Raw genomic sequence first — 24,894 nt, 5'->3', positions numbered from 1 at the left:
GGTACGAATCTTGTAGACCATCCCGTTGATGACCTGCCGGTCCTCCACCCGCGGCCGGCCCGTGACGGCCCGCGGTATCAGCGGAGCGAGCAACTCCCACTCCTGATCGGTGAGTTCATGACGACGTATCACCCCACCATGATCCACCACCCATTGATCTTTGAAGACGGACCCTAGAACACCTCTGCCACCGGGCGCCGGGACAGGGGGCGTACGCGTTATGGGCCGGGGACGTCTTCCCCGGCCCACCGCAGCGCTGTCCGCCAGACACGTCAGCAGTGCACCGACGGGCGATGGTCCTCGCGAACCGGCCGGTTCGGTACCTGCGGCGGCGTCCGGTGTGATCGACGTCCCAGCAGCCGGACCGCGAGACCGTCGAAGACCGCGGCAAGGACTACACACGTCATGCCCGCCGCCAGCACGAGCAACACCGCGAACCTCTCCCAGAACTCCGGTGTGAGACTGGTACCCACTGTCCTCGCCCTCCCTGGTCGGCGTCGTTCTCCTTGCCTTCAGCCAACTCCGGCGCAGATCTGGGCGCATGAGCCGAGGGGGCCGGACTGGAGTCCGGTAGGGCCCTTGTAGGCGGGGCCGCACGGGCCGATCAGCCGGGGGACGGCCCGAGAGCACCCGCCGTCGGGACGGTGGCCTCCATGGTCCGGCCGCCCGTCCCGGAGAAACCTGGTGCCCGCGGTGCCGGACAGAGCAGCTCGAGGGCGGACGTCCGTGCAGCGGGCAGCGGTCAGGAAGCGCGCATACACAGGGACGAGTGACCCCGTACTCCGCAGCAAGCGCCGCCCGGTCTCCAGACGCCTTCCGAGCGGTCTCTGCCCTATTGAGCCCGGCTGAGACGTCGCGTCGAGCCCTGACCGGTCGTGCCCTCAGCGGAGGAGCACGTGCTCCCCAGAGCGGTGCGCCACCGCGGTCCAGCCCGGGAGTCCGGTCGATCCGGTCGCGCAGCGCGGCTACGCGTCCGGTTCACCCGGGCCAGGTAGGCAGTGCGAGACGGGCCAGCGGTCACGACGCGCGTCTCCTCCTCTCCGATCTCCTCCGGGGCAGGGGCCGGTCGGCCCTGGTGGCCGGGTGGTCTCCGTGGTGTGCTGGAAGTGGCGGGAAGGACCCGACAAAGACGCGGGGAAGCGGCTGGAACCGGTCGCGCACCGCGCAATGAGGATCCGCGAGAAGCGGATGGTGTCCTTCCCGCCCTGTCCTGCCTAGCCCTCCGGGCGTCGCGCCGTATGCCACTTCCGAATCCCGGTACGGGACCCAGTCGGCCTCTGGCCGCATGCCACCCGTTCCCCTCCGCCGGGGTCCCTCCACGGACACGACACCGATGACACGGCACTCGCCAGTCCAAGGACCTTTGCTCACCGCGTCGCAGGGCCGGCACTCCAGGACCGGGCTGGGCACTCGATGGGTACGCTCCAACGTGCCTACAGCTTCCGCGCAGGCACCCGCCACACCAGCGCGGTGCCGCCGCCCCCGCCCTCGGGTTCGCCCAGCTCCACCCGGCCGCCCAGTTGCTCGGCCCGTTCCGCCATATTGCGCAGTCCGCTGCGGCGGCCGTCGGCCGTGATGCCCACGCCGTTGTCGGTGACCGACAGCCGTATCTCCCGTCCGTCCGTGGCCAGGACCACGTCGGTCCGGTCCGCACGGGCATGCCGGGCGAAATTGGTCAGGGCCTCGGAGAGCACCGCCACCACGTGGTCGGCGATCTCCTTCGGGACGTCGGTGTCCAGCAGGCCCTCCATCCGCACGCTGGGGGCGAAGCCCAGAACCGGAGCCGCCTCACCGACCACCCGTACGGCGCGAGCACGCAGACCGGCCTCACCGGAGCCGTCGCGGGTGCGCAGGCCGAAGATCGTCGATCTGATGATCTTGATGGTCTCGTCGAGGTCGCCCACCGCGCGCATCACGCGTTCGGAGGCTTCCGGGTGCTCGATGAAGCGGCCCGCACTCTGCAAGGTCATGCCGGTGGCGAACAGCCGTTGGATCGTCAGGTCGTGGAGATCGCGGGCGATCCGGTCGCGCTCCTCGAGCACCGCGATCCGCTCGGCGTCCTGGCGGCGTTCCGCCAGATCCATCGCGACGGCGGCCTGCGCGGCGAAGTGTTTCAGGCTCTCGGTCTCCGTAGGCAGGAACACCGGCCTGCCGGCTTCCCGGACCAGCAGCACCACGCCTCGTGGGCCCGCCTCGCCCGTGCCGATGGGCACGGCCACGGCGGGGCCGAGTCCGCCGAAGCGCGGAGGCTCCAGGGAGATCCGGTCGTCGTGGCCGACGTCCGCGCTGGTGACCGGAACCGCGCCGGAGAAGGCCAGTCCCATCAGGCTGCCGTCCATGGACAGGACGAGCCCCTGGTGCGCCTCGGCGTCCATTCCGACGGCGATCTCCACGGCGAGCGCCCCGGTGTCCTCCATGGGCACTGCGACCGCTGCCAGGGCCGACTGGGTGATCTCGCCGGCCCGCTCGGCGATCAGCCCGAGGACCTCGCCGCGCGTACCGCCGGACATCAGGCTGTGAGTGATCTCCGCGTTCGCCCGCAGCCAGCGCTCGCGAAGCCGGGACTCGGCGTAGAGCCGGGCGTTGTCGATCGCGACTCCGGCCGCCACGGCCGGCGTGAGTGTGACCGAGACGTCGTCCTCGTCGAACTGGGCGCCGCCACGCTTCTCGGTCGGATACAGGTTTCCGAAGACCTGGTCGCGGACCCGGATCGGGACACCGAGGAAGGTGTTCATCGGCGGGTGGTGGGGCGGGAAGCCGTAGGAGGACGGGTGCTCGGAGATCTTCGTCAGGCGCAGCGGCTCGGGGTGGTGGATCAGCTCTCCGAGGATGCCGTGGCCCTCCGGGTATGGGCCGATCTGGGCGATCTGCTCCTCGGTGACGCCGACCGTGTGGAAGGCGGACAGGCCCTTGCCGTCCGGGCCGATCACGCCGAGCGCCGCGTACTCCGCGTCGACCAGTACGGCCGCGGCCTCCACGATGCGACGCAGGGCCTGCTCCAGATCCAGCTCCCGGCCGACCGACAGCACCGCCTCCAGCAGGCTGTGCACCCGGTCGCGGGTCCCGCGGGCCTCGTCCAGCCGCGCCTGCAGCTCTTCCAGCAGCTCGTCCTGCGGCAGGTGAGGCAGCCGTACGCGGGCCTCCTCGGGGCTTCCCACCGGTGCTCCTCCAGGTCGCGCGGACACCCACCGGTCCGATCATGTTGCACGAGTGGTCGCTCGTAGGGCGCGACAGCGAATCAGGCCGAGTTGTTCGAGTTCCCTGCCAGGGCCGGTCGGCCCAGTGACGGGGACGGACGGCACCTGCCCCACCGGTGCCGGCGGTCGGACGCTGGAACTGTGTCCGGCCCGAAGACCGACGGAGGAGAGCGGCGTCATGGTCCGTTACGTGTATGACTTCGCAGAGGGTGGCCGTGACCTGGCCGACCTGCTCGGCGGCAAGGGCGCGAATTTGGCCGAGATGACCCGGCTGGGGCTGCCGGTCCCGCCGGGTTTCACCGTGACCACCGAGGCCTGTCGGGCCTTCCTCGCCACCGGAGCCGAGCCGGACGGTCTGACCGGCGAGATCGCCGGACGCCTGGCCGCCCTGGAGCGGGCTGCTGGCCGGCGGTTGGGTCAGCCCGACGAACCGCTGCTGCTGTCCGTCCGCTCCGGGGCGCGGTTCTCCATGCCCGGCATGATGGAGACGGTCCTCGACATAGGCCTCAACGACGACTCCGTCCTCGGCCTGGCGAAGGTCTCGGGGAACGAGCGGTTCGCCTGGGACTCCTATCGTCGACTCGTGCAGATGTTCGGAAGTACGGTCATGGGTGTCGACGGCGCCCTCTTCGAGCACGCCATGGCCAGCCTCAAGCAGGACCGGGGCGCGGCGAACGACCTCGGCCTGAGCGCGGCGGACCTGGCCGGCCTCGTCGGGACGTACAAGGAGCTCATACGCCGGGAGACCGGCGAGGACTTCCCTCAGTCCCCGGACGAGCAGCTGCGCCGGGCCGTCCTCGCCGTCTTCGAGTCCTGGAACGGCGAGCGTGCCCGGGTGTACCGCCGACGCGAGCACATCGCCGACGACCTGGGTACCGCGGTCAACGTGCAGACCATGGTCTTCGGCAACCTCGGTTCCGACTCCGGCAGCGGTGTCGCCTTCACCCGCGACCCGGCCACGGGACGACCCGGCCTGTACGGCGACTACCTGGCGAACGCGCAGGGCGAAGACGTCGTCGCCGGCATCCGTAACACCGTCCCGCTGACCGCCTTGGAGGAGCTGGACCCGGCCTCGTACGGTCAACTGTGCGGCCATCTGCGGACGTTGGAGACGCACTACCGGGATCTGTGCGACATCGAGTTCACCATCGAGCGCGGTCGGCTGTGGATGCTCCAGACGCGGGTGGGCAAGCGCACCGCCGAGGCAGCGTTCGCCATCGCCGCCGAACTGGCCGACGAGGACCTGATCACCTCTGACGAAGGGCTGGCCCGCGTCAGCGGGGACGGCCTCGCCCGGCTGATGTTCCCCCGGTTCGACACCGCGGCCGTCGGCGAGGCGCTCGCGCACGGTCTTCCGGCATCACCGGGAGCGGCGGTGGGCGCCGCGGTGTTCGACTCGGCTGAAGCCGTCCGCCGGGCCGCCGCGGGCGAGAAGGTCGTGCTCGTACGCCAGGAGACCACCCCCGACGACCTGCCGGGCATGATCGCCGCGCAGGCGGTGCTGACCAGCCGCGGCGGCAAGACCAGCCACGCGGCCGTGGTCGCGCGCGGTTTGGGCAGGGTGTGCGTGTGCGGGGCCGAGGAACTCGCCGTGGACACCCCGGCACGCCGCTTCACCGTGGGCGACACTGTCGTCGAGGAGGGCACGGTCGTCTCCGTCGACGGCTCCGAGGGCGCCGTGTACCTGGGTGCCGCTCCGCTCGTCGACTCCGTCGTGATGCGGTACTTCGAGACTGGTGAGCGGTCGGCCGGGCTGGTCGATGCCGTGGCCCGCGCCATGGAGCGGGCCGACGGAGTGCGAAGGCTGGAGGTGCGGGCCAACGCCGACACCCCCGAGGACGCCGCCCGGGCCCGGCGGTTCGGCGCGCAGGGCGTCGGGCTGTGCCGCACCGAGCACATGTTCCTCGGTGAGCGCCGCAAGCTGGTCGAGGCGATGATCCTGGCCCGCGACGAGACCGAGCGCGACCAGGCGCTCAGTGCGCTGCTGCCGCTCCAGCGCGCGGACTTCACCGGCATCCTGGAGGCGATGGACGGCCTACCGGTCACCATCCGGCTCATCGACCCACCCCTGCACGAGTTCCTGCCGGACCGCACCGACCTCGCCGTGCGGCTCGCCACCACCGAGGCCCGGGGCGCCGTGTCCGATCCGCACGACACCGAGCTGCTCGACGCCGTCAACCGCATGCACGAGGAGAACCCGATGCTCGGGCTGCGCGGTGTCCGTCTGGGCCTGGTCGTGCCGGGGCTGGTCGCGATGCAGGTGCGGGCGATCGCCGAAGCCGTCGTGGAACGCACGAGGGTCGGGGGCTCCCCCGAGGCGGAGATCATGGTGCCGCTGGTCGGCGCCGTCGAGGAACTGCGCATCGAACGCGAAGAGGTGGAACGGGTCCTCTCCGAGGTCTCCAAGGAGTCCGGCGTCCCCGTGCACTGCCCGGTCGGCACCATGATCGAGCTGCCCCGGGCCGCGCTCACGGCCGGCCGGATCGCCGAGGAGGCCGAGTTCTTCTCCTTCGGCACCAACGACCTCACCCAGACCACCTGGGGCTTCTCCCGCGACGACGTCGAGGCGGCGTTCTTCTCCGCCTACCTCGACAAGGGCATCTTCGCCACGTCCCCCTTCGAGACACTCGACCGCGCGGGCGTGGGCCGCCTGGTCCGGATCGCGGTCGACGAAGGCCGCACCACGCGCCCCGAGCTGAAGATCGGAGTCTGCGGCGAGCACGGCGGGGATCCGGACTCCGTCCACTTCTTCCACACGGCCGGACTGGACTACGTCTCGTGCTCGCCGTTCCGCGTCCCGGTCGCGCGGCTGGAGGCCGGACGGGCCGCGCTCCCCGAGACGGGCACAAGCGACAGCACATGAGAGGGAGGTGGACGGCATGGTCCGCATCGTCGGTGAAGTGATGACGCAGGACGTCGTCCAGGCGCACCGGGAAACTCCGTTCAAGGACGTCGTAAAACTGCTGGACCAGCACCGGATCAGCGGGCTGCCCGTTGTGAACGACGACGACAAAGTCGTCGGAGTGATCTCCGAGACCGATCTGATCCGCCGCCAGGCGGCCCTGTCCACGGACACCCGGGCACGGAGGTTTCCGATCCGCCCGCCGGGCCGCTCCGTCCGTCACACCGATGCCACCGCCCGCGCCGCCATGGCCCAGGAGCTGATCCGCACCACAGCACAGGAGTTGATGTCGACGCCCGCGATCACCGTGCATCCGGAACAGCGGATCGCGGACGCCGCGCGGGTGATGGAACGCCACGGCGTCGAGCGTCTCCCGGTCGTCGACGAGGAGGACCGGCTCATCGGCATCGCCACCCGGCGCGACCTGCTGCGGGTCTTCCTGCGCTCGGACGACGAGATCCGCCAGGAGGTCCTCGACGAGGTCGCGACCCGCGCCCTGGGCCTGCCGGCCCACAGCGTGGCCGTCTCGGTCAACGACGGCATGGTCACGCTGGCAGGGGCCTTGCGGCACCGCGGCGACATTCCACTCGCGCTCCGGCTGACGTATCGGGTGGACGGGGTGGTCGGCGTCGTCAACAGCCTGACGTTCCACGTCGACGACACCGACTCCTCCGAGGAGCCTTCCGGCTGAGCCGTGCTCGGCGGGCCGCCCGACCCGCCGGCTTCGGGGCCGGTCAGCCCTTCGAAGGGACCAAGGGACCCGGGTGCGAGGACCGCTGACGAGAGACGCTGCTGGTGAGAGCGGTACAGATACCTCGCGACGCCGCTTCTCTCCCCGCCGCTCCTGCGGTGGCACCCTTCCGACGACGGAGGCTCGCCCCCCCCCACCCGGCGGACGGACGAACCGGCACCCCGGGCTCGCGCGGGCCAGTACGTGAGCGTCCGTGTGCGCATGGCCGACGGGGTGCGCCAGCTGGCACCGCCTTCTGCGGCGACCGTGACCACCGACAGACCCGGATGCGGCTGCCGTACTCGTGCCACGGCGGAGCCCAGGACCGGTGGGGGCCTCGTCCCGGTCGGGCACCGCGTACACCACACGCAGGTCGGTGCCGTGGCGCGCCGCCTCCCCAGTGGCCCAGTCCGACGCCCGTGTGGAGACCAAGGAGCCGTCCACTCCGACGACTACGCGATGGAGCGTCATGGCCGTGCCTCCCCTTCTGTGAGTGACCTTCCGGTGGAGGCGACGTCCGACGAGGGCACCGGCCCTCGGACGATGCTCGTCGTACGCCGACGCCCTGGGCCGACGCCGGGAAGGCCCCATGGGGACGCCGAACGGCCCTTGCCCCAAGGGCCGTTCGGGTGCCGGGCAGGGCGAGGGTCTGAGGCGGGTAACCGCTGCTCGGGCTTCAGGAGGGGAGTTGCACGCCGTACATGCTGCGGCCACCGACGAGTTCGCGCCCCGTGACCAACTCGGGGTCGATGCGCACGAAGACCTCCTGCCGCGCCGGCGCCCAGGAACGCGGTCCGCTCCGCAGGAGCCGTGCGTGCTCGGCGGGGTCGGTGATCACGGTCGCCGAGCCGGTGACGACGACGCTCCAGCCGGAGTGGGCGGCGGCGTCGACCGCGTCGGCCTCGAAGGCGACCACCGCTCCGTCGACGGCGCTCACCAACGGGGAGAGGGCCGACGTGCGCAGCAGCACCGCGCCGTCGCGGTCCAGGCGGAAGTTGACCGGCAGGACGGCGGGCAACGCCTGGCGCGTGTACACGATGCGCCCCACGGGCACCTTGGCCAGCAGACGCATGCACTCCTGCCGGTCGAGTTCGCGGAATCCGTCGTTGGCATCCATCTGCCTTCTCGTTTCTCACCTGACAAAGCGGTACTGACTGGTCCATCGTCGAACGATGAGGGAGCCCGCGGTCAGGGGCCATCGGTCCCTGGCCGCCCTGAGAAGGACCCGGTTCAGACCTAGATCCGGCGTCCCGTGACGGCGAACGGTTCGATGCGCACCCACAGATCGCGTCGCCCCCCGGCCCACGGCGTGCTGTACATGTGTTGCGCGAGCCGCTGCTCCTCACCGAGGTCCGTGACCATGCGCGCGTGGCCGCGCACCAGCACGCTCCAGCCTTCGCTGAACGCACCGGGCCCTGGACCGTGGGCACCCCGAGCCTTCCCACACCGTGCGTGGAGAGCAGGTCACCGCACTCGGTCTTGGTCAGCTCGGTGAACTCGGGGGTGTGCCCGGCCTGTCCAGGTCCAGGCGGCAGACCGGCGTCGCCCCCGGTGAGGGCGGAGACCGTTGCCCTGCAACACTCCCGCCAATCTGAGCAGTGCGCCTCGGCTCGGCGCGGCCCCGGAATGCTCCTCCAGGTGCCTCAGACAGCCGGGGACCATGTCCGCACCGGCGGCCGTCTCCTCTCGCGTCAGCCCGAGTTGGACACGGCGCACCGCAAGTCGGCGGCCCAGATCGCCTGCGGGCGGTCCCTCCTGACCTTTCCCTGCGTCTGCTCGGCCATGCCCCGTCACGTCCTCTCGTCAGGCCGCCCGGACGGCGACCTCCTCGTGCGACTGTCCGCCGAGCACCACTTTGAGCGCGCCGGTGTCGGCCGCGCGGGCGAAGACGTCGTACGCCTCCTCCATCTGGTCCAGCGGGAAGGTGTGGGTGACCAGCTGCGCGGTTGGCAGCCGGCCCGCGGCGGCCATGCGCAGCAGGGTGGGGGTGGAGTGGGTGTCCACCAGGCCGGTGGTGATGGTCACGTTCTTGATCCACAGGTCTTCCAGGTGCAGCGTGGCGGGCTTGCCGTGGACGCCGACGTTGGCCACGTGTCCGCCGGGCCGCACCATGCGGGTGCACATCTCGAAGCTCTCCGGTACGCCGACCGCCTCGATGACCACGTCCGCGCCGAGCCCGTCGGTGAGATCGGCGATCAGCTGCTCGGGTTCCTCGCGGGCGTCGGCCACGGCGTCGGCGCCGAGCCGCCTGGCGGCCTCCAGCCGGGACGCGGCCAGGTCGACGGCGACGATCCGCTCGGGCGCGAACAGGCGCGCCGTGGCGATCGCCGCGAGGCCGATGGGGCCGGCTCCGACGACGGCGACGGTGTCGCCGGGGCGTACGTGCCCGTTGAGGACGCCCACCTCGTAGGAGGTCGGGAAGATGTCCGCCAGCAGGACGGCGTCCTTGCTCTCGACGGCGCTGGGCAGCGCGTGCACGGACAGGTCGGCGTAGGGGACGCGGACGTACTCGGCCTGGGTGCCGTCGATCAGATGGCCGAGGATCCAGCCTCCGCCGCCCCGACACTGGCCGTAGGCGCTCTCACGGCAGTAGCGGCAGCGACCGCAGGCACTGATGCAGGAGACCAGTACGCGGTCGCCCGGACGTACGGTCCGGACGTCGCTGCCGACCTCCACGATCTCGCCGACTGCCTCATGACCCAGAACGGTGCCTGGGCGCACTTCGGGAACGTCGCCCTTCAGGATGTGCAGGTCCGTGCCGCAGATGGTGACGGCTCCGACCCGCACAATGGCGTCGGTGGGCTCCTTGACGGCGGGGTCCGGGACATCTTCCCAGGCGGGATGCCCCGGGCCGTGGAAGACATAGCCTTTCATCTCGCTCCTCACCATCCTTCGCTCGGATAACGGTATTGCCCCACAGGTCCAGCTTGTCCGGTATTCGTCCACTCCGCTTGGGCCGTCCGGCCCCCACCGCCTGCCGGACGGGTCCTTGCCGCCGGCCGGCGGCGGAAAGGCACGCAAGCCCCGGTCGGACCCACCCGAAAGGGACCGAACGGACCTTCCGCGCACGCCGTCGGCCCCGTTTTTCTCTCTTCATGGCCGACAACCACACGAGGTCCATGCCGTACCGCATGCTTCGCACCACCGGCGGCGCGACCGTCGTGACCCTGCAGGGCGAGATAGACGTTCTGGCGGCACCTGCGCCGGCAGCGCGCCTGGACGTGCTGACAGCGGGTCCGTGCCCCGATCTGGTGCTCGACCTGCGTCCCGTGTCCTTCATCGACTGCGCCGGGCTGGATGTGCCGTGCCGGGTGCGCAACCGCGCCCAGGCTCGGCACGGCCGGCTGCGGCTGGTCGCCGACAGTCCCCCGCTTCCTTCGGATCCTCCACTGCGGGCCTGAGCGGCGTCTTCGACATGCATTCCCGGTGGCCCGAGGACTTGACCGGTGCGTCGGTCGCGGACCCCGTGTCCGCTTCGGCCGTCTGAGTCAGCCCGACGACGCGTCCTCTGCCTGCGTGACTTGCCACAGAAACCGACCTGGTGTGCGGCGCGGGGTGGCCGGGCCTTCCGGGCCGTATCCGAGACGCATGAGCAGCTGGGGATGCACAGTAGCGTCGGGGGTGACGAGCAGGGCCTCCCGGAGATCCCGCCACTCGACCGCCTGGTGCATCAGGGACGCGCGAAGGCCGTATGCCGTCGCGACGAGCCAGACGTGCTCCAGCGCCTGTCCGGCGCGCAGCCAGTCGACTCGGCGGTCGTGATCGGTGGTCAGCAGGGCGATGACCGGGTCCGCCTCGAAGGGCCGCGCGATGAGCTTTTCGGGATGCCACTGTGCGGTGAAGTCGCGCAGCGGGAGCCTCTCCCAGGCGTTCTGCGGACCCAGGGCTGTTCGTGGCAGACCCGCGTCGGGCGCCGGTTCCAGATCCCGGTGCACCCACTGCCGGCCCTCGGCCGCCCGGTCCACGTCGAGGCGGTTGCGCCGCTCGGCCTCGGCGGTCATGCGCAGCAGACGGGTCGTCTCCATCCCCTCGGAGAAGCGCAGCCATGCGCCTTCCGCGCTGGCCACCGCCCTGAGTTCGTCGCGTACCGACACGGGGAGCGGCTGGTCCGAGAACGGAAAGCGGTTGCTGTGTCTGCGCCAGATGACGTCGTAGAGGTCGAAGCCCCGTTCCTCCCCTTTTCGGGCGGCGAGCTCGGCGGGCCGCACGGTGGCGAGCAGGCCGGGGTCCTCAGGGCTGGGCAGCAGGTGTGTGACAGGTGACCAGCCGAAGTGGGCCAGCGCGACCCGCAGGTTGAACACGCAGGCCCCGACGGAGAGGAGCAGCGCACGGCCTGTGGGGTCCGTCTGCCGCATGCTCCGTTCGGGAGCGGCACGCACCTGGAACGTCACCGTGTCGGAGTCCAGCCGGAAGCGCCGCGGCTGGGTGTTGTGGATCGAGGGCGCGGCAACCGCTGCGGAGAAACAACTCTCCAGGACCGCGGCGCCGAACGAGGTGTTCTCCATGGTGCCCTCCTCGCACGTGGGCGTCGGACGGATGGTTCCGTCCCTCGAGCGTGGGCGCCTCGACCCCGCAGTCGTCAGGGGGCGAGGGACCTGCGCAGGCTTCCGGACGGGCCCTGCGGCGCTTGGGCTGAACGGCCCTGCCCGGCGGCGGAGTCGGTCCCGACCGGCCCTGCGGCGGCACCTGGTCGGCCCATGTCGGGACAGGGCGCCGACTGCGACCTTCGGATGTGTCACCACGACGACGAGAGGGAGGTGCGGACCGATGCCCAAAGGCGAGTACGCGAAGAAGCGGCTGTGGCGGTGGCGGAACAATCCGCTGCGGCGGCATGACGACATCATCGAGGCCTGGATCGTGCTGGCCGTGTGGGCGATCGTCGCCGTGGGTGGCACCGTCGCCGGGCTGGTGACGGCCCATGCCGCGGGAGAGGTGTTCGAGCAGGAACGAGCCGAGCGACGGTCTGTCCGGGCCGTGCTCCTGAACGACGTGCCGCGAGGCGTCTCCGCGATCGGCGGCACCACCGATCGCCGTATGGCGTCGGTGCGCTGGACGACACCCGACGGCTCGGCCCGCACGGGCCGGACCCTGGTGGACACCGGCCACAAGGCCGGCTCCGAGGTCACGGTCTGGCAGGACGGCCAGGGCCGGCTCACCTCCGCGCCGACGGGGTCCACGGAGGCCGCGATCGAGTCGGGCTTCCTGGCCACCGCGGCCGCGACCGGCCTCGCCGGCCTGGTGGTCGGCGCCGGAGCGGTCGCCCGGTGGCGGCTCGATCGGCGCCGCATCGACGGGTGGGACCGGGAATGGGATCTGGTGGGACCGCGATGGGGGCACAAGACCGGCTGACCACGCCAGGGATCCCGGGCTCCAGGCCGAAGAGCGGCCTGGAGCTTCCGTGCGTGTCGGATACGCGGCTGCCCGGCGGGCCGTTCGGCCCCTGCCCGGACGCGAAGACGGACGCCAGGCCGTGGTGCGAGGTGCGCGTCCCGCTGCGCCGGAAAGGCGGGCTGTGATGGAACGGGCGATTCTTGTCTGTACCGGCCCGTCGGCACACAGCCGTTCCGCGGTCGACTGGGCCGCGCAGGAGGCGCGGCTGCAGGGCTGCCGCTGCGTCTGGTCCTCGGCTCACCGCCGGACCCTGGTCAGGCAAAAACGATCGTGTGCGGGTTCCCCAGGAGGCCGCCACCAGTCGGCCTCCTGGCTCCCGCCTACCGCTGGCCGTCGAGGCTTGGGACCGTCCGCTGGTGCTCGTTCCGGACGGCCGCGCATCCACGTACCGCTCCGGGAGGGTCGTCCTCGGAACGAAGACCCGCGACCCTTCGGACGGCGCCATCGCCTTCGCCTTCGACAGCGCCCGGGTACGAGGGGCCGCGCCTGCACGTGGTGCACGCCTGGTCGCTTCCTTCCTGTGCCGCGTGAGAAGTACCCGGAGGTGCCGGTGCTCGAAGACGTGCTTCTGCTCCCTCCGGCTCAGGCTCTCCTGCACCAGTCCGGCAGCCCCGCACTGGTCGTGGTGGGCCGCAGGCCCGGTACGGAGTGGGGCGAGGTCGTGCGAGCTCTCGTGCGCGAGGCGGCGTGCCCCGTTGCCGTGGTGCCGGCGCGGTCGACGCCGTGCTGACTGGCCCTGATACCCGGCTCGCGCCGGGTATCAGGGCCAGTCAGCACGGAACAGAGCCTCCTACGCTACCTCCGTGTCAGGGCCTGGGCGACACCTTCCGCCCACGCCTCGATCGCGCTGAAGTCCCGGAAGTCGCCGCCCTTGCCGGAGCGGAGGATCATCCCGGCCACTCGTCCCTTGGCGCCTTCTTCCAGGCGCCCTCCGAAGGTGACGTGGTCTTGGACGTCCAGTCGGATCATGGCCCGCTGCACGCCGCGCACGGGCGGGATGTCCCGCTCAGAGGCGGAGGCGTCGAGCGGCCCGCTGCTGAAGAACCACACCGGCCGCTCAGCGAGTTGGGCGCGGTGACGGCGGACGAACCGCCGTGCGTCCTTGTGCCAGCGCCCGGCGTACAGCCCGCCGCCGACCACGACGGCGTCGTACGGCGTCACGCTCGCCACGGATCGGGCCGGGAGCGACTCGACGGTCAGCCCTTCCTTGCGCAGGACGTCGGCGACGGCTTCGGCGATTCCCGCAGTCGATCCGTTCGTCGTTCCGTAGGTGACCAACACGGTGCCGGTCATGGCGGTCCGCCTCCTTTCACATCCGGCGCAGCCAGTCGTCGGCCACGCCGTGCAGTGCCTGGTCGTCGGTACGCAGCCGCGCGTCGTCGAGTCGGTAGGTGAGCTGGTTGACCACGTCCACCACACCATCTGTCCGACGGGTCATGGACAGGGCGATCTCCGTCTCGCGCTTGCGCTCCATGTGTCCGGTGAGCGTGACGACGCCCTCCGCCACGGAAACCTCGACACTGCGCGGCGCCGGCCACAGCGCGTGCACCAGGACTTCCTTGATCACCTCGTCGCGGATCTCTGCGTCGGGCCGCAGGAAGACCTGGAGGAGATCGCGGCGTGTGACGATGCCGCCGAGCCGGCCCTCCTCGTCGAGGACGGGGAGCCGTTCCACGTGCCGCTGGGCCATGGTGCGGGCGGCCTGGACGATGGTGTCGTCGGCGTGCACCGTGATGGGCGGCTGCGTCATCAGCTCAGCGGCGGTGCGTGCCTTGCCCTTGGCGGCGTGGCGCTTGCCGCCGGGCGTCGGCTCGCCGAGCCGCACGCGGTGCTTCGGCTCGTACGGGTCGGGAACGGTCGCCTGGTGCATCATCAGGTCCGTCTCGGACAGAAATCCGATGACCTTGTCGTCCTCGTCCACCACCGGCAGTCCGCTGATCCCGTGGGTGGCGAGCAGTCGGGCCCCCCTGAACGGTGTGCCGTACGCGGCGCGGACGACCTCCGTGGTCATCACGGAGCCGACCTTGTTGTGCCTCATGGCCGTTTCCCTCCTCAGCGCAGCCGGCGCAGATACGGGTCCTGGAGGCGGCGCGGCACCAGGCGTACCCGCGCGTCGAGCACGGTGACACCGCCCGGTGCCGCAAGGACGGGGTTGAAGTCGGCCTCAGCGAGTTGCGGCAGGTCCGCCGCCATCCGGGACAGCCGCAGCAAAAGCTGTTCCAGGTCTTCGAGGTCGACGGGCGTGCTTCCGTTCGTGCCGAGCAGCAGCGGGGCGCACCGCGGCGAGGTGATCAGTTCGTGCACGTCGCGGTCGGTCAGGGGGGCCAGGCGGGCCGCGTGGTCGGCCAGTACCTCGGTCGCCGTGCCGCCGAGCCCGAACAGGACGAGCGGGCCGAAGACCTCGTCCTGGACGACGCCCGCGAACAACTCGGTACCGCGGTCGGCGAGCGGTTGCAGGACCACGCCCGTCATCAGCCCCGCGAACCGCGTCTGCAGGTCGCGGAACGCGGCCCGCACCTGTGCGTCGCCCCGCAGGTCGAGGTGGACCGCATGGTGCTGCGTCTTGTGCAGGAGGCCGGGCCAGTGGGCCTTCATGACCACACGGCCGTCGAAGCCGCGCAGCCGGTCGGCGGCAAGGACGGCGTCGTCCTCGGTCTCGGCCCAGGCCCACGGGATCTGCGGGATGCCATAGCAGTTCAGCAGGTCGGCGCAGGTGCGCGGGTCGAGCCAGCCGCCGTCAGGGTGCTCGGCCAGGTACGCCTCCACGACCGTGCGGGCCCGCTCGGGCTCGATGTCGTCGACGTCGGGGACGATGCCGAGGGGCCGCGCAAGCCAGGCGGCACGTTCGGCGGCGTGGGCCAGCGCGCGGGCCGCGGCCTGGGGCTCGGCGTAGGAAGGGATCGTGCCGCCGTCGGCGGCGGGCAGCAGCCGGGCGGGCACGTCCTGTTCCAGGCGTACGGCGATCACCGGCCGCGCCCGTCGCCCGGGAGCTGCGGTGAGGGCCCGTACCAGGTCGTCTCCGGTGGCCGCCGCAACGGCCGTGGGCACGAGGGCCACGATGACGGCGTCGATTCCGGGGCAGCGGGTGAGGCGGTCGACGCACTCCGTGAGCTGTTCCTCGGAGACCGCGGCGGTGGCGTCGACCGGGTTGCCGATGGCGGCACCGTCCGGCAGCACGGCGAGCAGTTCGTCGACCATCGCGGGGGTGAACGGGGGAAGGGCAAGTCCCGCCTCGGCGCAGGCGTCGGCGGTGAGGACTCCGGCGCCGCCCGCGTTGGTGACGATCGCGACGCGGCTGCCTTCCGGCAGCGGCTGGGAGTGCAGCAGGGCCGCGGTTTCCAGGAGCTCGCCGACCGAGCGGGTCGCGGTGATGCCGGCCTGGGTGAACAGCGCGCCCCGGGTCATGGTCCGGGTGGCGGCGGCCGCCGTGTGCGAGGCGGCCGCCTTGCGGCCCGCCTCGGTACGGCCTGCGTCGACGGTCAGCACCGGGACACGGCGCGTCACGCGGCGGGCTGTGCGGGAGAAGGCGCGCGGGTTGCCGAAGGACTCCAGGTGTAGCAGAGCAAGGTCAGTGCGGGAGTCGTTCTCCCACCACTGGAGCATGTCGTTGCCGCTGACGTCGTACTTGTCGCCGAGGGACGCGAAGGACGAGACGCCGATGCCCAGCCGGGACAGGCCGTCGAGCAGCGCGATGCCGACCCCGCCGGACTGCACGGCGATACCTGCTGTTCCGGGGCGGGGGTGCTCGGCGGCGAAGGTCGCGTCGAGACTCAGCTCCGGGTCGGTGTTGGCGATGCCCAGGCAGTTGGGGCCGACGAGCCGCATGCCGTAAGTGCGGCAGGTGGCCAGCAGTGCCTGCGCCTCGGTGCGGTCGAGTCCCGCGGTGACGACGACGAGCGCGCGCACCCCGGCCCTGCCGCACTCATCGGCGACGGCCGGGACCGCGGCGGCCGGTACGGCGACGATCACGAGGTCGGGGGTCTTCGGCAGGGCCTCGACGGACGGGTGGGACGGCACGCCGAGGACCGATGTGACGCTCGGGTTCACGGCGAACAGGTGGCGGGTGAAACCCCCTGTGTGCAGGTGGTGCAGGATGGCCCGGCCCACCGATCCGGGCGTGCGTCCGGCGCCGACCACGGCGACCACGGACGGCCGCAGCAGGGGCAGCAGACTGGCCACGTCGGCGGACCGGCCCCGGGCTTCGACGGCCGACAGGTAGGTGTCGTCCTGGTCGAGGTGGACCGTGCAGCGCACCTCCGGCCCCTCGAAGCGCCGGGAGGTGCGCAGGCCCAGGTCTGCGAAGAGGCGGAGCAGCTCATGGTTCTCGCTGAGCGCGTCGGCCGTGAAGGTGGTGATGCCCTCCGCCCGCGCCGCCGAGACCAGGTGTTCGACGAGCAGGGTGCCCACGCCGCGGTGATGCAGACGGTCCCCGACGGCGATGGAGACCTCCGCACCGTCCTTCTCCGCACCGTCCTTCTGTCCGCCGGTGTCGTACTCGGCGAGGCCGATCACCCGGCCACCCGTCTCCGCCAGCAGGGCCCGGTAGCCCGGGTGGGCCGGGGCGCAGGCCCGGTCGGCGGCCATGGCGGCCGAGCGCCGGCTCACCGCGAAGAACCGCAGGCGGAGGTTCTCCGGCGACATCTCCTCGTAGAACCCTTGCAGTTCATTGTGGTCAGCGGGCAGCACCGGCCGTATGCGCACGGTGGTGCCGTCCGCGAGCAGGGCGTGGACCGGGGTTCGGTCGATCAGGTCGTCCGTCATCGCAAGTCTCCTCCATGGCTTTCGACTCTTCGATCGTCCGTCGGAGCGAGGGGCGGTCACATGGGCTGAAGGGGGGCCGGTCGGGGCCGGTCGGCCCTCCCGCCACGGCCGACCGGCACTGCCTCCGCCGCGCGGTGCCCTCTGCTGAGGCGTCAGTCGTCCGCGACCAGGGCCGTCAGGTCCAGGAGGCGGTTGGTGTAGCCCCACTCGTTGTCGTACCAGCCGAAGACCTTGGCCAGGGTGCCGTTCGCCTGGGTCAGGGCGGGGTCGAAGATGCAGGACGAGGGGTCGCCGATGACGTCGCGGGACACGATGGGGGCCTTGGAGACGCGCAGGGTGCCGTTCAGTGGGCCGTCCGCGGCTGCCTCGAACGCGGCGTTGATGTCGTCCGCGGTCGCCTCCCGGGTGAGGACGACGGCGAGGTCGGTGAGCGAGCCGTCCTCCACGGGCACTCGGACCGCGATCCCGTCCAGGGCCCCGGCCGGCTCCGGCATGACGAGCCCCACGGCGCGGGCGGCTCCGGTGCTGGTGGGGATGATGCTGAGGGCGGCGGAGCGGGCCCGGCGCAGGTCCTTGTGCGGGCCGTCGAGCAGGGACTGGTCGTTGGTGTAGCCGTGGATGGTGGTCCTGACACCGCGTTCGATGCCGAAGGCGTCGTCGAGGACCTTCACCATCGGGGCGACGCAGTTGGTGGTGCAGGAGGCGGCGGAGACGATCTGGTCGCGGTGCCGGTCGTAGGAGGCGTCGTTGACGCCCATCACGATGGCGGCGTCCACGTTCTTGCCCGGCGCCGACAGCAGCACGGTGTGGGCTCCGCCCTTCAGGTGCAGGGCCGCGAAGTCGCGGTCGCGGAAGATGGAGTTGGTGAAGCTCCAGGAGTGGGTGCGGTCGACGGGCGCCCGGCTGGTGGTGGTCTTCGAGGGGCGGGACGCGGCGGGCAAGGGCGGCATGATCAAGCGGGTGGACGAGCACCTCAACCCGCGTGTGGCACGGATCGCTGCCCTGCCCGAAGCCGACCGAGCGCGAGCGCACCCAGTGGTATTTCCAGCGGTACGTCGAGCATCTGCCGGCGGCCGGGGAGATCGTGCTGTTCGACCGGGCGTGGTACGACCGGGCCGGGGTCGAGCGCGTGATGGGCGTCTGCACGAAGGAGGAGTACCAGCTGTTCCTGCGGCAGTGCGCGCTCTTCGAGCGGATTCTCGGTCCAGTGCAGATGGGTCTCGCCTCCCAGGAGGGGGGCCTGCGCGATGGGCTCCGGTACCGGCTCCCAGATGTGGACGATCCTCAGGGGCAGGTCGCGCAGGTTGGCTTCGCGAGCCGCCCATTCCGCGGCGGCCCTGCTCTCGGGCGAGCCGTCGAGACCTACGGTGATGGTGCGGAGCATGATCTCCACCTCCTGGGGCGAGGGAGGGATCCGATTCCAGAGTCGCTTTCGTGGGGCCGCTCGTTCACTGGTCACTGGTCCCGGATCGGGGCCGACCGACCCCCTGCACGGCTCGGCGCGGTGGGCCGGGTGACGAGCCCGCCGCGCCGACGGTGTTCAGCGCAGCCAGCCGTGGTCGCGGACGACCGGGAGCTTGGCCCAGAGCCGGCCCACGCCCAGGGTGTCGCCGGCGGCGACAGCGGCCAGCACGATCAGGGCGGCGGCGTAGACGACGTGGTAGTCGGCGAACGGGTTCGTCGACATGCTCGGCGAACCGTCGGAGAGGTGCTGGGCGGGCGGCCATTCGGCGATCCACATCAGCGCCATCATCACCGTGCCCGCGAGTGCGGCGATGCGCAGCGCGACCCCCGCGACCAGGGCGAGACCTATCCCGAGCAGACCGAGCATGAACAGCCAGTCGGCCCACAGGTCGCCTGCCCAGGCATGGAAGGTGGACTCCATCGGTCCGACGGCGACGGACCCGAGGAAGCCCTTCGTCGGCGATCCGCCGTCGATCCAGCCCTTGCCGGACGTGGTGGCGTAGCCGAGGCCGAAGGTCTTGTCGAGGAAGGCCCACAGGAAGACGAAGCCGGTGAGCAGACGCAGGGACGCGAAGGCGTACGCTCGCGCGGTGCTCGCGTCGGTGCGTGCCGACACGGCGGGCTCGGATGCGGAGGCGGTCCGGTTCCTGCGGAACGACGGCAGGTGGAAGCCGGAGCTCCGGTGAGAGTGCTCGTGCACGGCCATGGTCGTGATTCCCTTCGGGGGGTCGGGGCGTTGCCTGACGCCCCTTACTTTCTTCCTGCGGGCCGGGCGGCACCGGATGCCGAAGGTCTGCTGCCATGGGACTGAACGGCCCTGTGTTTCAGGGCCGTTGGGCGACGGAGGGCGGCAGATGTCCCAGGGCTCGGGCAGGCAGATCTCGGGGTGGCGCCGCCTGGCACCCGGCCTGGTCGCACTCCTCGGCTACCGGCGGTCATGGCTCACGGGTGACCTGCTGGCGGGGGTGAGCGTTGCCGCCTACCTCGTGCCGCAGGTCATGGCGTACGCGGGTGTGGCCGGACTGCCGCCGGTCACCGGACTGTGGGCGGTCCTCCCGGCCCTCGCGCTGTACGCCCTGTTCGGTTCCTCATGCCTGCTGTCGGTCGGCCCCGAGTCCACCGCCGCCCTCATGACGGCCACCGTGGTCGCACCGCTCGCCGCCGGCGACCCCGGGCTACGCGTGCCTCGCGGCGGTCCTCGCGGTCACGGTCGGGCTGCTCTGCCTGATCGCCCGGGTGGTGCGGCTGGGCTTCCTCGCGGACCTGCCGTCCCGTCCCGCCCTGACCGGCTATCTCGCGGGCGTGGCACTCATCATGATGGTGGACCAGCTGCCGAAACTCACCGGCGTGAGGACGACCGGTTCGGAGTTCTTCCCCCAACTGTGGGCCTTCGTCGCTCACCTGTCCGACGCGCATCTCGCGACCGTCGTCTTCTCCGCGGCCATCCTCGTGTTCCTCTTCGTGATGGCCAGCCCAAGCTCGACGCCGACCAGGAGTTCCTCGCCCTGGGCGCGGCCAACGGCCCTGCTAGACGCGATCATGGCCGGCGCCTCCGGCTACGTGCTCAAGCAGACGCCAAGCTGGGTGTGCAGCGCCGGGTCCAGGCAGCGGTCCTCGCCTCCCATCTGGAGCAGCCGGACGCGGGTGAACACGGAAAGAAATGATCAAGAGGGGCCATCGGGGGCGAGCGATGGGCCGAAGGGCCTCTGTCGCTCCCACTCCCCCACAACCCACGCTGAGGCAGCCGCGATACCCGCGTCACCCTTCAGCACGCGGAGGGGAGGGAACGCCGAAGCCTTCCATCGTCCTCGACGGTCGGACCCTGGAGACGTTGATCTCCGCCGCAGTCACCGCCCCCTCGATCCACAACACGCATCTCTGGCGTTTCCGGCTCGACCCCGGACGCGGTCACCCTGCAGATCCGCGCGGCCACGGACCGCGGCCTGCGCCACACCGACCCGGCCGGCCGCGCCCTCCAGCTCTCGGTCGGATGCGCCGTCTACGACCTCAGGGTGGCGGCCACCCATTTCGGCTGGGAGCCGGTGCCCCGGCTGCTGCCACGCCCCGAGCAGTCCGGCCTCCTCGCAACCGTACGACTCGGCGGCCCCGCCAAAGGATCCTTCCCTGGTCTCTACAACGCCCTGTGGCGTCGGCGCAGCAGCGTTTCCCGGTCTCCGAGCGACCGCTGCCTGCCACAGCACTGACCGAACTTGCCGAGGCCCCTCAGCCCGAGCGTGAGGCGGTCACATGACCGGCCGGATGATCCTGGTACCTGAGGTGGAGCAGCGAGAGACTGTTCTGAGAGGCACCGGACGTGGGTGATGGTCATGGAGAGGTTGAACCCGCAGGATCTCATGTTGCTGTGGCCGGACGACCTCGGCTGGCCCGAGGACATCGGCGCTCTCGCCATCCTCGAGGGCACCAGGCTGCTCGATCCGGACGGCGGCTTCCGGATCGAAACCGTGCGCGAAGTGATTGGCAACCGTCTGCATCTGGTCCCTCGGTTCCGACAGCTGCTGTACATGCCTCGATGGGGGCTGGGCGTGCCGCTGTGGGTCGATGCCCAGTCTTTCGATCTCGCAGAGCACGTCCAGGTCTTTCCACTCGCCGCTCCCGCCGATGAGACCCAGCTTCTTCTCGCTGTGGAGCAGCTGCGCACGCGCCGACTGCAACGGTCACGGCCCCTGTGGGAGATGTGGTTCCTGCCGGGCCTGCGCGGGGGCCGGGTCGGCATGTTCGTCAAGGTGCACCACACCATCGCCGACGGCGCGGCCGGGGTGGTTCTGCTCGGCGCGTTTCTCGATCTGGACGCGGATGCGTCCGCGACGCCCCGGCGACCGTGGACGCCGGCGCCGGTACCGTCCAGCCGCGACCTGTTCAAGGACAACCTGCGTCGGCGTGTCCTGGCTGCCAAGGCCGAGCTCTCGAAGTTCGGCCACCCGCGCACCACACTGCGCCAGGTACGGGAAACATGGCCGGCGACGCGGGAGGCCTTCGTCAGGGAGCGGGCGCCGCGGACCAGTCTCAACCGCCCGATAGGCCAGCACCGCACCCTCACGGTCATCCGCGGCAGACTCGACGTCGCCAAGCAGATCGCTCACGCACACGACGTGAAACTGAACGACGTCCTGCTGTCGGCCATCGCCGGCGGACTGCGGGATGTGCTGCGGGGTCGCCAGGAACACGTTGAGAACCTGGTTCTGCGGGCCTTCGTACCGGTTTCGCTTCACCAGGGGGAACAGGGCCAGGCCCGCGGCAACGAAGACGGGATGATGTTCGTGCCGCTTCCGCTGGGTGTGACCGATCCTGTTCGACGGCTGCAGTTGATCGCCGCGGAAAGCGCTGAGCGGAAGAAGAAGATCGTGCGTCCTCCCGAGGGCATACTCGCCCGTAATCTCGTTCTCCAGCGGGCCATGATGCGCCTCCTGGTCCATCAGCGGCGGATGAACGTCTATGTCGCCGACGTCCCCGGCCCCCCGATGCCGCTGTACCTTGCCGGAGCGCAGCTGCTCGAAGTGTTCCCGGTCGTGCCCATCAGCGCGAACGTCACGCTCGCCGTCGCGGCACTCACCTATGCCGGGCAGTTCAACATCACTGTGGTCGCCGACGCGGAAGCCTGCCCCGACGCAGACGTCTTCGCCGAGAGCTTGCGCAACTCCCTGGAGGCACTGAGCCCATACCGGCCTCACGCCGACGCGAGCTGAAGTGCGGAACAGCTTCCTGACACGGCGGCCCGAGCACGGATCCTATTCCTGAACCGGCACCGCAGGGCATGACGCCCGACCCGGCGGTGGCCCGTACCTTGCCGCCAACTGACCGTCCCCGGCCGGGGATCCGGTCAGTCGTCCGGCACATGGGATGTGTGACCCGGACGCATCGAAGCGACGCAGGACGCCCCCCCCCCGCCCGAACGCGGACACGTCGGCCGGCTCCACCCAGGCGGTCCAGCCGACGGCGCCGAGGCCGCCGCAGCCTTCGCCGGGCACTTGCGTGTGCGGTGCAGAAGCGGCCTAGGCTGCCGTGTGCTCCAGGGCGTCGACATCGTCCATGAAGCCCAGCAGGCGGGCGTTGACCAGGTCCGGGTGGTCGATCTGGGGACCGTGGCCGGTGGCTGCGACGATCTCGGCGCGGGCTCCGGGAATGACACGCGGCACGCGCTCCAGCTGGCGCTCGGGATGGACCAGCAGGCTGCGCTTGCCCATGATCAGATAGAACGGCGTACGGATGGAGCCCAGTTCGGCGTCGGACAGCGGAAGCGGCGCCGGGCGACGGATCCGGAAGGCCCGCACCCCGGCGTGGATCCACTTGCGCAGTTCCGGGACGACGAGGACCGGCTGCTCGAGCCAGACCGCGAGGCGCTGGCGCAGTGCCTTCGGGGCGAAGGTGGCGAACAGGCTGGCGAAGATCCAGACGAAGAAGCGCAGGCCCACCTTCTCCAGACCGCCCGGGTCGAGGGCGGTGACCGAAGCCAGCCGGCCAGGCCGCAGATGCGCCTGGTTGATGACCAGCCAGCCCCCGTAGGAGGAGCCGACCAGGTGCACGCGGTCCAGGCCGAGCGCGTTGAGGGCCTCGTCCATCCACTGGGCCGCACGCTCGGGCTGCCACATCGGCTCGCGCTGCACGCTGCGCCCGGGGTCGCCAGGGGTGTCGAGGGCGTAGACGGGGCGTTGGGCGCTGAGTGCGGGGGTGTTGGGGTACCACTGGGCGGAGCAGCCGCCGGAACCGTGGACCAGGACGACCGGCGTACGGGACTCGGCCGCGGGGTCCGCGGGCCCGTAGCGGTAGACGTGCGTGGTTCCGAAGCTGGTTTCGACGTCCGTCTCGGAGCGAAGGGGCGCGCCCATGGCGTAGAGGGCGTCGCAGGTGGCGAAGTAGCGGTCGCGCAAGGCGTCGTTCACGTAGCGACCGACGTCGCGGCGCTTGCGGGTCTTGTTCTCGGGCACGGCGGCAACCTCCCGGTGGGACCTTTCTCGGTCCTTGATCCGTTCTTCGTGATACGACCGTACCATGTTGTTGGTACGGCGGTACCATCAAGGGCCGGCGGACGAATGGAGAAAGCACGCATGCCGAAGCGCGTGGACCACGAAGAACGGCGCACCCAGATCGCGGAGGCACTCGTACGGGTCGCCGGGCGGCGCGGACTGCACGCCGTGGGCATGCGGGACGTGGCGGCCGAGGCCGGAGTCTCGCTGCGACTCGTGCAGTACTACTTCGAGACCAAGGAGAAGCTGCTCCTCCACGGGCTCCAGCACCTCACGGACCGGTTCACCGCCCGGGTCGGCGCCCGTCTCGCCGCCGCAGGGCCGGCCCCCGGACCGCGGGCGACCGCCGAGGCGCTGATCCTGGCCTCGCTGCCCACGGACGACGAAAGCCGCACCTTCCACCTGCTCTACGCCTCGTACGCGATCCTCTCCGTGACCGATGAAGCGCTGGCCGCGCAGCCCTTCATCGACAACCCGGACGCCGCGGAGAACGCCCTGGCCGGGCTGATCGCGCAGGCACAGGCAGATGGTCTGGCCGACCCCGGCGCCGACGCGCGCATGGAGGCCGTCAGCCTCCTCGCCATGGCCGGAACCCTCGGCACGAGCATCCTCGTCGGCCAGCGCGGTCCCGAGTCGGCCGCCACGGTGATCCGCCACCACCTGGACCGCATCTTCACGACCGACGGGACCGGGCCGGCCGCCTAGCGGGGGTCCGGAGTCCCCTGCTGATGATCACCGCGCGACACGGCGCTCCCCCGGCTTCGGCCGGCTGCTCGGCCGTGACGGGCCGGCTCCGGCAGTCGTCACACAGCTGCGAGGAGAGTGGGCCGCAGCTTGCTCCACTCGTGGGAGACTGCGGCCTTGCCCCGGTCGTTGGGGGACTTACGCGTGTCAGGGTGAACCGAACGGTTTCCCCCTGGGACGGAGGCACCACGTGTCCACCGAGACCAACAAAGCGCTCGTGCGTCGGTTGTACGACGAAGTCCTCAACGGCCGTCACGTGGAAGTGGTCGACGAGCTGGCCACCCCGGACTACGAGGAACACGATCCCCTCCCCGGCCAGGGCCCGGGCCGCGAGGGTCTGAAAAGTCGCGTGACCATGCTCCTGGAAGGGCTGTCTCCCAGGTTCACCCTTCACGACGTCATCGCCGAGGCCGACCGAGTCGTCGTCCGCTGGACCAACGACGCCACCCACTCCGGCACCTTCCTCGGCATCCCTCCCACCGGACGAACGGCCAGCGTCGCCGGAATCGACATCTACCGGATCGACGGCGACCGGATCGCCGAACACTGGCACGTGGTCGATCAGCTCTCCATGCTCCAGCAACTCGAACTACTGCCACCTGCTTGACCGTGAGACGGGCCTCACCCCGCTGGACTTGCGAGAGGCAGAGTCGAAGGTCGATCAAGGCGCTTCCGCCGGTGAGTGTGGACCGCCTGTCGTAACGTGGCCACGCCTGCTGCGCA

At 70.9% G+C, this 24,894-nt stretch carries 18 protein-coding genes and 4 pseudogenes; 9 read left to right on the top strand and 13 right to left on the bottom strand.

Going from position 1 to position 24,894, the window contains the following annotated elements; all coding sequences use genetic code 11:
• Positions 1 to 1,433 precede the first annotated feature (1,433 nt).
• Positions 1,434 to 3,158 (bottom strand): GAF domain-containing protein, encoded by a 1,725-nt coding sequence (locus ACF1GV_RS18165; RefSeq protein WP_391681582.1) that lies wholly within the window; start codon positions 3,156 to 3,158, stop codon positions 1,434 to 1,436.
• Between the two features lie 217 nt (positions 3,159 to 3,375).
• On the opposite strand from ACF1GV_RS18165, the gene ppdK reads away from it, so the two are divergent.
• A complete protein-coding gene (gene ppdK / locus ACF1GV_RS18160; RefSeq protein WP_391681579.1) occupies positions 3,376 to 6,060 on the top strand; it encodes a pyruvate, phosphate dikinase in 2,685 nt (894 codons plus the stop codon).
• Positions 6,061 to 6,076: 16 nt separating this feature from the next.
• A complete protein-coding gene (locus ACF1GV_RS18155; RefSeq protein WP_391681576.1) occupies positions 6,077 to 6,790 on the top strand; it encodes a CBS domain-containing protein in 714 nt (237 codons plus the stop codon).
• A gap of 417 nt (positions 6,791 to 7,207) precedes the next feature.
• Here the strand turns inward: ACF1GV_RS18155 and ACF1GV_RS18150 are convergent.
• From ACF1GV_RS18150 to ACF1GV_RS18135, 4 genes and pseudogenes are all read right to left on the bottom strand, one after another.
• Positions 7,208 to 7,300: pseudogene (locus ACF1GV_RS18150) on the bottom strand (universal stress protein); the annotation flags it as partial.
• Positions 7,301 to 7,505: 205 nt separating this feature from the next.
• Positions 7,506 to 7,946 carry a pyridoxamine 5'-phosphate oxidase family protein gene (locus tag ACF1GV_RS18145; protein ID WP_391681573.1) on the bottom strand — a complete coding sequence of 147 codons (441 nt, stop codon included), beginning with the start codon at positions 7,944 to 7,946 and terminating at the stop codon, positions 7,506 to 7,508.
• 119 nt (positions 7,947 to 8,065) lie between these two features.
• A complete protein-coding gene (locus tag ACF1GV_RS18140; RefSeq protein WP_391681571.1) occupies positions 8,066 to 8,209 on the bottom strand; it encodes a hypothetical protein in 144 nt (47 codons plus the stop codon).
• Positions 8,210 to 8,632: 423 nt separating this feature from the next.
• Complete coding sequence (locus ACF1GV_RS18135) at positions 8,633 to 9,703, bottom strand: zinc-dependent alcohol dehydrogenase family protein (protein ID WP_391681568.1); 1,071 nt, start codon at positions 9,701 to 9,703, stop codon at positions 8,633 to 8,635.
• A 221-nt stretch (positions 9,704 to 9,924) separates the two neighbouring features.
• Here ACF1GV_RS18135 and ACF1GV_RS18130 point away from each other — a divergent pair, with 221 nt between their 5' ends.
• Positions 9,925 to 10,230, top strand: coding sequence for an STAS domain-containing protein (locus ACF1GV_RS18130; RefSeq protein WP_391681565.1), 306 nt, complete (start codon positions 9,925 to 9,927; stop codon positions 10,228 to 10,230).
• An 87-nt stretch (positions 10,231 to 10,317) separates the two neighbouring features.
• Here ACF1GV_RS18130 and ACF1GV_RS18125 read toward each other — a convergent pair whose 3' ends face one another.
• On the bottom strand, positions 10,318 to 11,334 hold the full coding sequence (locus tag ACF1GV_RS18125; RefSeq protein ID WP_391681563.1) for an Acg family FMN-binding oxidoreductase: 1,017 nt from the start codon (positions 11,332 to 11,334) through the stop codon (positions 10,318 to 10,320).
• Between the two features lie 262 nt (positions 11,335 to 11,596).
• On the opposite strand from ACF1GV_RS18125, the gene ACF1GV_RS18120 reads away from it, so the two are divergent.
• Positions 11,597 to 12,178, top strand: a complete 582-nt coding sequence (locus tag ACF1GV_RS18120; protein ID WP_391681561.1) for a hypothetical protein — start codon at positions 11,597 to 11,599, stop codon at positions 12,176 to 12,178.
• A gap of 837 nt (positions 12,179 to 13,015) precedes the next feature.
• Here the strand turns inward: ACF1GV_RS18120 and ACF1GV_RS18115 are convergent.
• The 4 genes from ACF1GV_RS18115 to ACF1GV_RS18100 all read right to left on the bottom strand — a co-directional run bounded on the left by ACF1GV_RS18115 (position 13,016) and on the right by ACF1GV_RS18100 (position 17,922).
• Positions 13,016 to 13,513 (bottom strand): flavodoxin domain-containing protein, encoded by a 498-nt coding sequence (locus ACF1GV_RS18115; protein WP_391681559.1) that lies wholly within the window; start codon positions 13,511 to 13,513, stop codon positions 13,016 to 13,018.
• 16 nt (positions 13,514 to 13,529) lie between these two features.
• Complete coding sequence (locus ACF1GV_RS18110) at positions 13,530 to 14,258, bottom strand: CBS domain-containing protein (RefSeq protein WP_391681556.1); 729 nt, start codon at positions 14,256 to 14,258, stop codon at positions 13,530 to 13,532.
• 14 nt (positions 14,259 to 14,272) lie between these two features.
• Positions 14,273 to 16,981, bottom strand: a complete 2,709-nt coding sequence (locus tag ACF1GV_RS18105) for a GNAT family N-acetyltransferase (protein ID WP_391681661.1) — start codon at positions 16,979 to 16,981, stop codon at positions 14,273 to 14,275.
• Between the two features lie 152 nt (positions 16,982 to 17,133).
• A complete protein-coding gene (locus tag ACF1GV_RS18100) occupies positions 17,134 to 17,922 on the bottom strand; it encodes a type I glyceraldehyde-3-phosphate dehydrogenase (RefSeq protein WP_391681552.1) in 789 nt (262 codons plus the stop codon).
• Between ACF1GV_RS18100 and ACF1GV_RS18095 the strand changes: the two are divergent.
• Positions 17,837 to 18,182 (top strand): annotated as a pseudogene (locus tag ACF1GV_RS18095) (polyphosphate kinase 2); the annotation flags it as partial. The gene ACF1GV_RS18100 and the pseudogene ACF1GV_RS18095 sit on opposite strands and share 86 nt — an antisense overlap.
• On the opposite strand, the pseudogene ACF1GV_RS18090 reads toward ACF1GV_RS18095, so the two are convergent.
• Both ACF1GV_RS18090 and ACF1GV_RS18085 read right to left on the bottom strand, forming a co-directional pair.
• Positions 18,159 to 18,365: pseudogene (locus tag ACF1GV_RS18090) on the bottom strand (universal stress protein); the annotation flags it as partial. The pseudogenes ACF1GV_RS18095 and ACF1GV_RS18090 sit on opposite strands and share 24 nt — an antisense overlap.
• Positions 18,366 to 18,521: 156 nt before the next feature.
• On the bottom strand, positions 18,522 to 19,151 hold the full coding sequence (locus tag ACF1GV_RS18085) for a hypothetical protein (protein WP_391681549.1): 630 nt from the start codon (positions 19,149 to 19,151) through the stop codon (positions 18,522 to 18,524).
• A gap of 148 nt (positions 19,152 to 19,299) precedes the next feature.
• Here ACF1GV_RS18085 and ACF1GV_RS18080 point away from each other — a divergent pair.
• A pseudogene (locus tag ACF1GV_RS18080) lies at positions 19,300 to 19,915 on the top strand (SulP family inorganic anion transporter); the annotation flags it as partial.
• An 857-nt stretch (positions 19,916 to 20,772) separates the two neighbouring features.
• Positions 20,773 to 22,149, top strand: a complete 1,377-nt coding sequence (locus tag ACF1GV_RS18075; protein ID WP_391681546.1) for a wax ester/triacylglycerol synthase family O-acyltransferase — start codon at positions 20,773 to 20,775, stop codon at positions 22,147 to 22,149.
• A 306-nt stretch (positions 22,150 to 22,455) separates the two neighbouring features.
• Here ACF1GV_RS18075 and ACF1GV_RS18070 read toward each other — a convergent pair whose 3' ends face one another.
• A complete protein-coding gene (locus tag ACF1GV_RS18070; protein WP_391681543.1) occupies positions 22,456 to 23,388 on the bottom strand; it encodes an alpha/beta fold hydrolase in 933 nt (310 codons plus the stop codon).
• Between the two features lie 120 nt (positions 23,389 to 23,508).
• Between ACF1GV_RS18070 and ACF1GV_RS18065 the strand changes: the two genes are divergently transcribed.
• Both ACF1GV_RS18065 and ACF1GV_RS18060 read left to right on the top strand, forming a co-directional pair.
• Positions 23,509 to 24,132 carry a TetR/AcrR family transcriptional regulator gene (locus ACF1GV_RS18065; RefSeq protein ID WP_391681540.1) on the top strand — a complete coding sequence of 208 codons (624 nt, stop codon included), beginning with the start codon at positions 23,509 to 23,511 and terminating at the stop codon, positions 24,130 to 24,132.
• A 229-nt stretch (positions 24,133 to 24,361) separates the two neighbouring features.
• Positions 24,362 to 24,778, top strand: a complete 417-nt coding sequence (locus ACF1GV_RS18060) for an ester cyclase (protein ID WP_391681538.1) — start codon at positions 24,362 to 24,364, stop codon at positions 24,776 to 24,778.
• Positions 24,779 to 24,894: the final 116 nt, after the last annotated feature.

This window comes from Streptomyces sp. NPDC014006, assembly GCF_043088925.1.
Classification (GTDB): domain Bacteria; phylum Actinomycetota; class Actinomycetes; order Streptomycetales; family Streptomycetaceae; genus Streptomyces.
The sequence above is the reverse complement of the archived record's forward strand: the minus strand, read 5'-3'. Positions and strand labels throughout refer to the sequence as shown.

Excerpts from the sequence above, each read along its gene's own strand:
- ppdK (WP_391681579.1), top strand. The coding sequence starts at position 3,376 with ATGGTCCGTTACGTGTATGACTTCGCAGAGGGTGGCCGTGACCTGGCC.
- ACF1GV_RS18155 (WP_391681576.1), top strand. The coding sequence starts at position 6,077 with ATGGTCCGCATCGTCGGTGAAGTGATGACGCAGGACGTCGTCCAGGCG.
- ACF1GV_RS18145 (WP_391681573.1), bottom strand. The coding sequence starts at position 7,946 with ATGGATGCCAACGACGGATTCCGCGAACTCGACCGGCAGGAGTGCATG.
- ACF1GV_RS18135 (WP_391681568.1), bottom strand. The coding sequence starts at position 9,703 with ATGAAAGGCTATGTCTTCCACGGCCCGGGGCATCCCGCCTGGGAAGAT.
- ACF1GV_RS18130 (WP_391681565.1), top strand. The coding sequence starts at position 9,925 with ATGGCCGACAACCACACGAGGTCCATGCCGTACCGCATGCTTCGCACC.
- ACF1GV_RS18125 (WP_391681563.1), bottom strand. The coding sequence starts at position 11,334 with ATGGAGAACACCTCGTTCGGCGCCGCGGTCCTGGAGAGTTGTTTCTCC.
- ACF1GV_RS18120 (WP_391681561.1), top strand. The coding sequence starts at position 11,597 with ATGCCCAAAGGCGAGTACGCGAAGAAGCGGCTGTGGCGGTGGCGGAAC.
- ACF1GV_RS18115 (WP_391681559.1), bottom strand. The coding sequence starts at position 13,513 with ATGACCGGCACCGTGTTGGTCACCTACGGAACGACGAACGGATCGACT.
- ACF1GV_RS18110 (WP_391681556.1), bottom strand. The coding sequence starts at position 14,258 with ATGAGGCACAACAAGGTCGGCTCCGTGATGACCACGGAGGTCGTCCGC.
- ACF1GV_RS18105 (WP_391681661.1), bottom strand. The coding sequence starts at position 16,981 with ATGACGGACGACCTGATCGACCGAACCCCGGTCCACGCCCTGCTCGCG.
- ACF1GV_RS18085 (WP_391681549.1), bottom strand. The coding sequence starts at position 19,151 with ATGGCCGTGCACGAGCACTCTCACCGGAGCTCCGGCTTCCACCTGCCG.
- ACF1GV_RS18075 (WP_391681546.1), top strand. The coding sequence starts at position 20,773 with ATGGAGAGGTTGAACCCGCAGGATCTCATGTTGCTGTGGCCGGACGAC.
- ACF1GV_RS18065 (WP_391681540.1), top strand. The coding sequence starts at position 23,509 with ATGCCGAAGCGCGTGGACCACGAAGAACGGCGCACCCAGATCGCGGAG.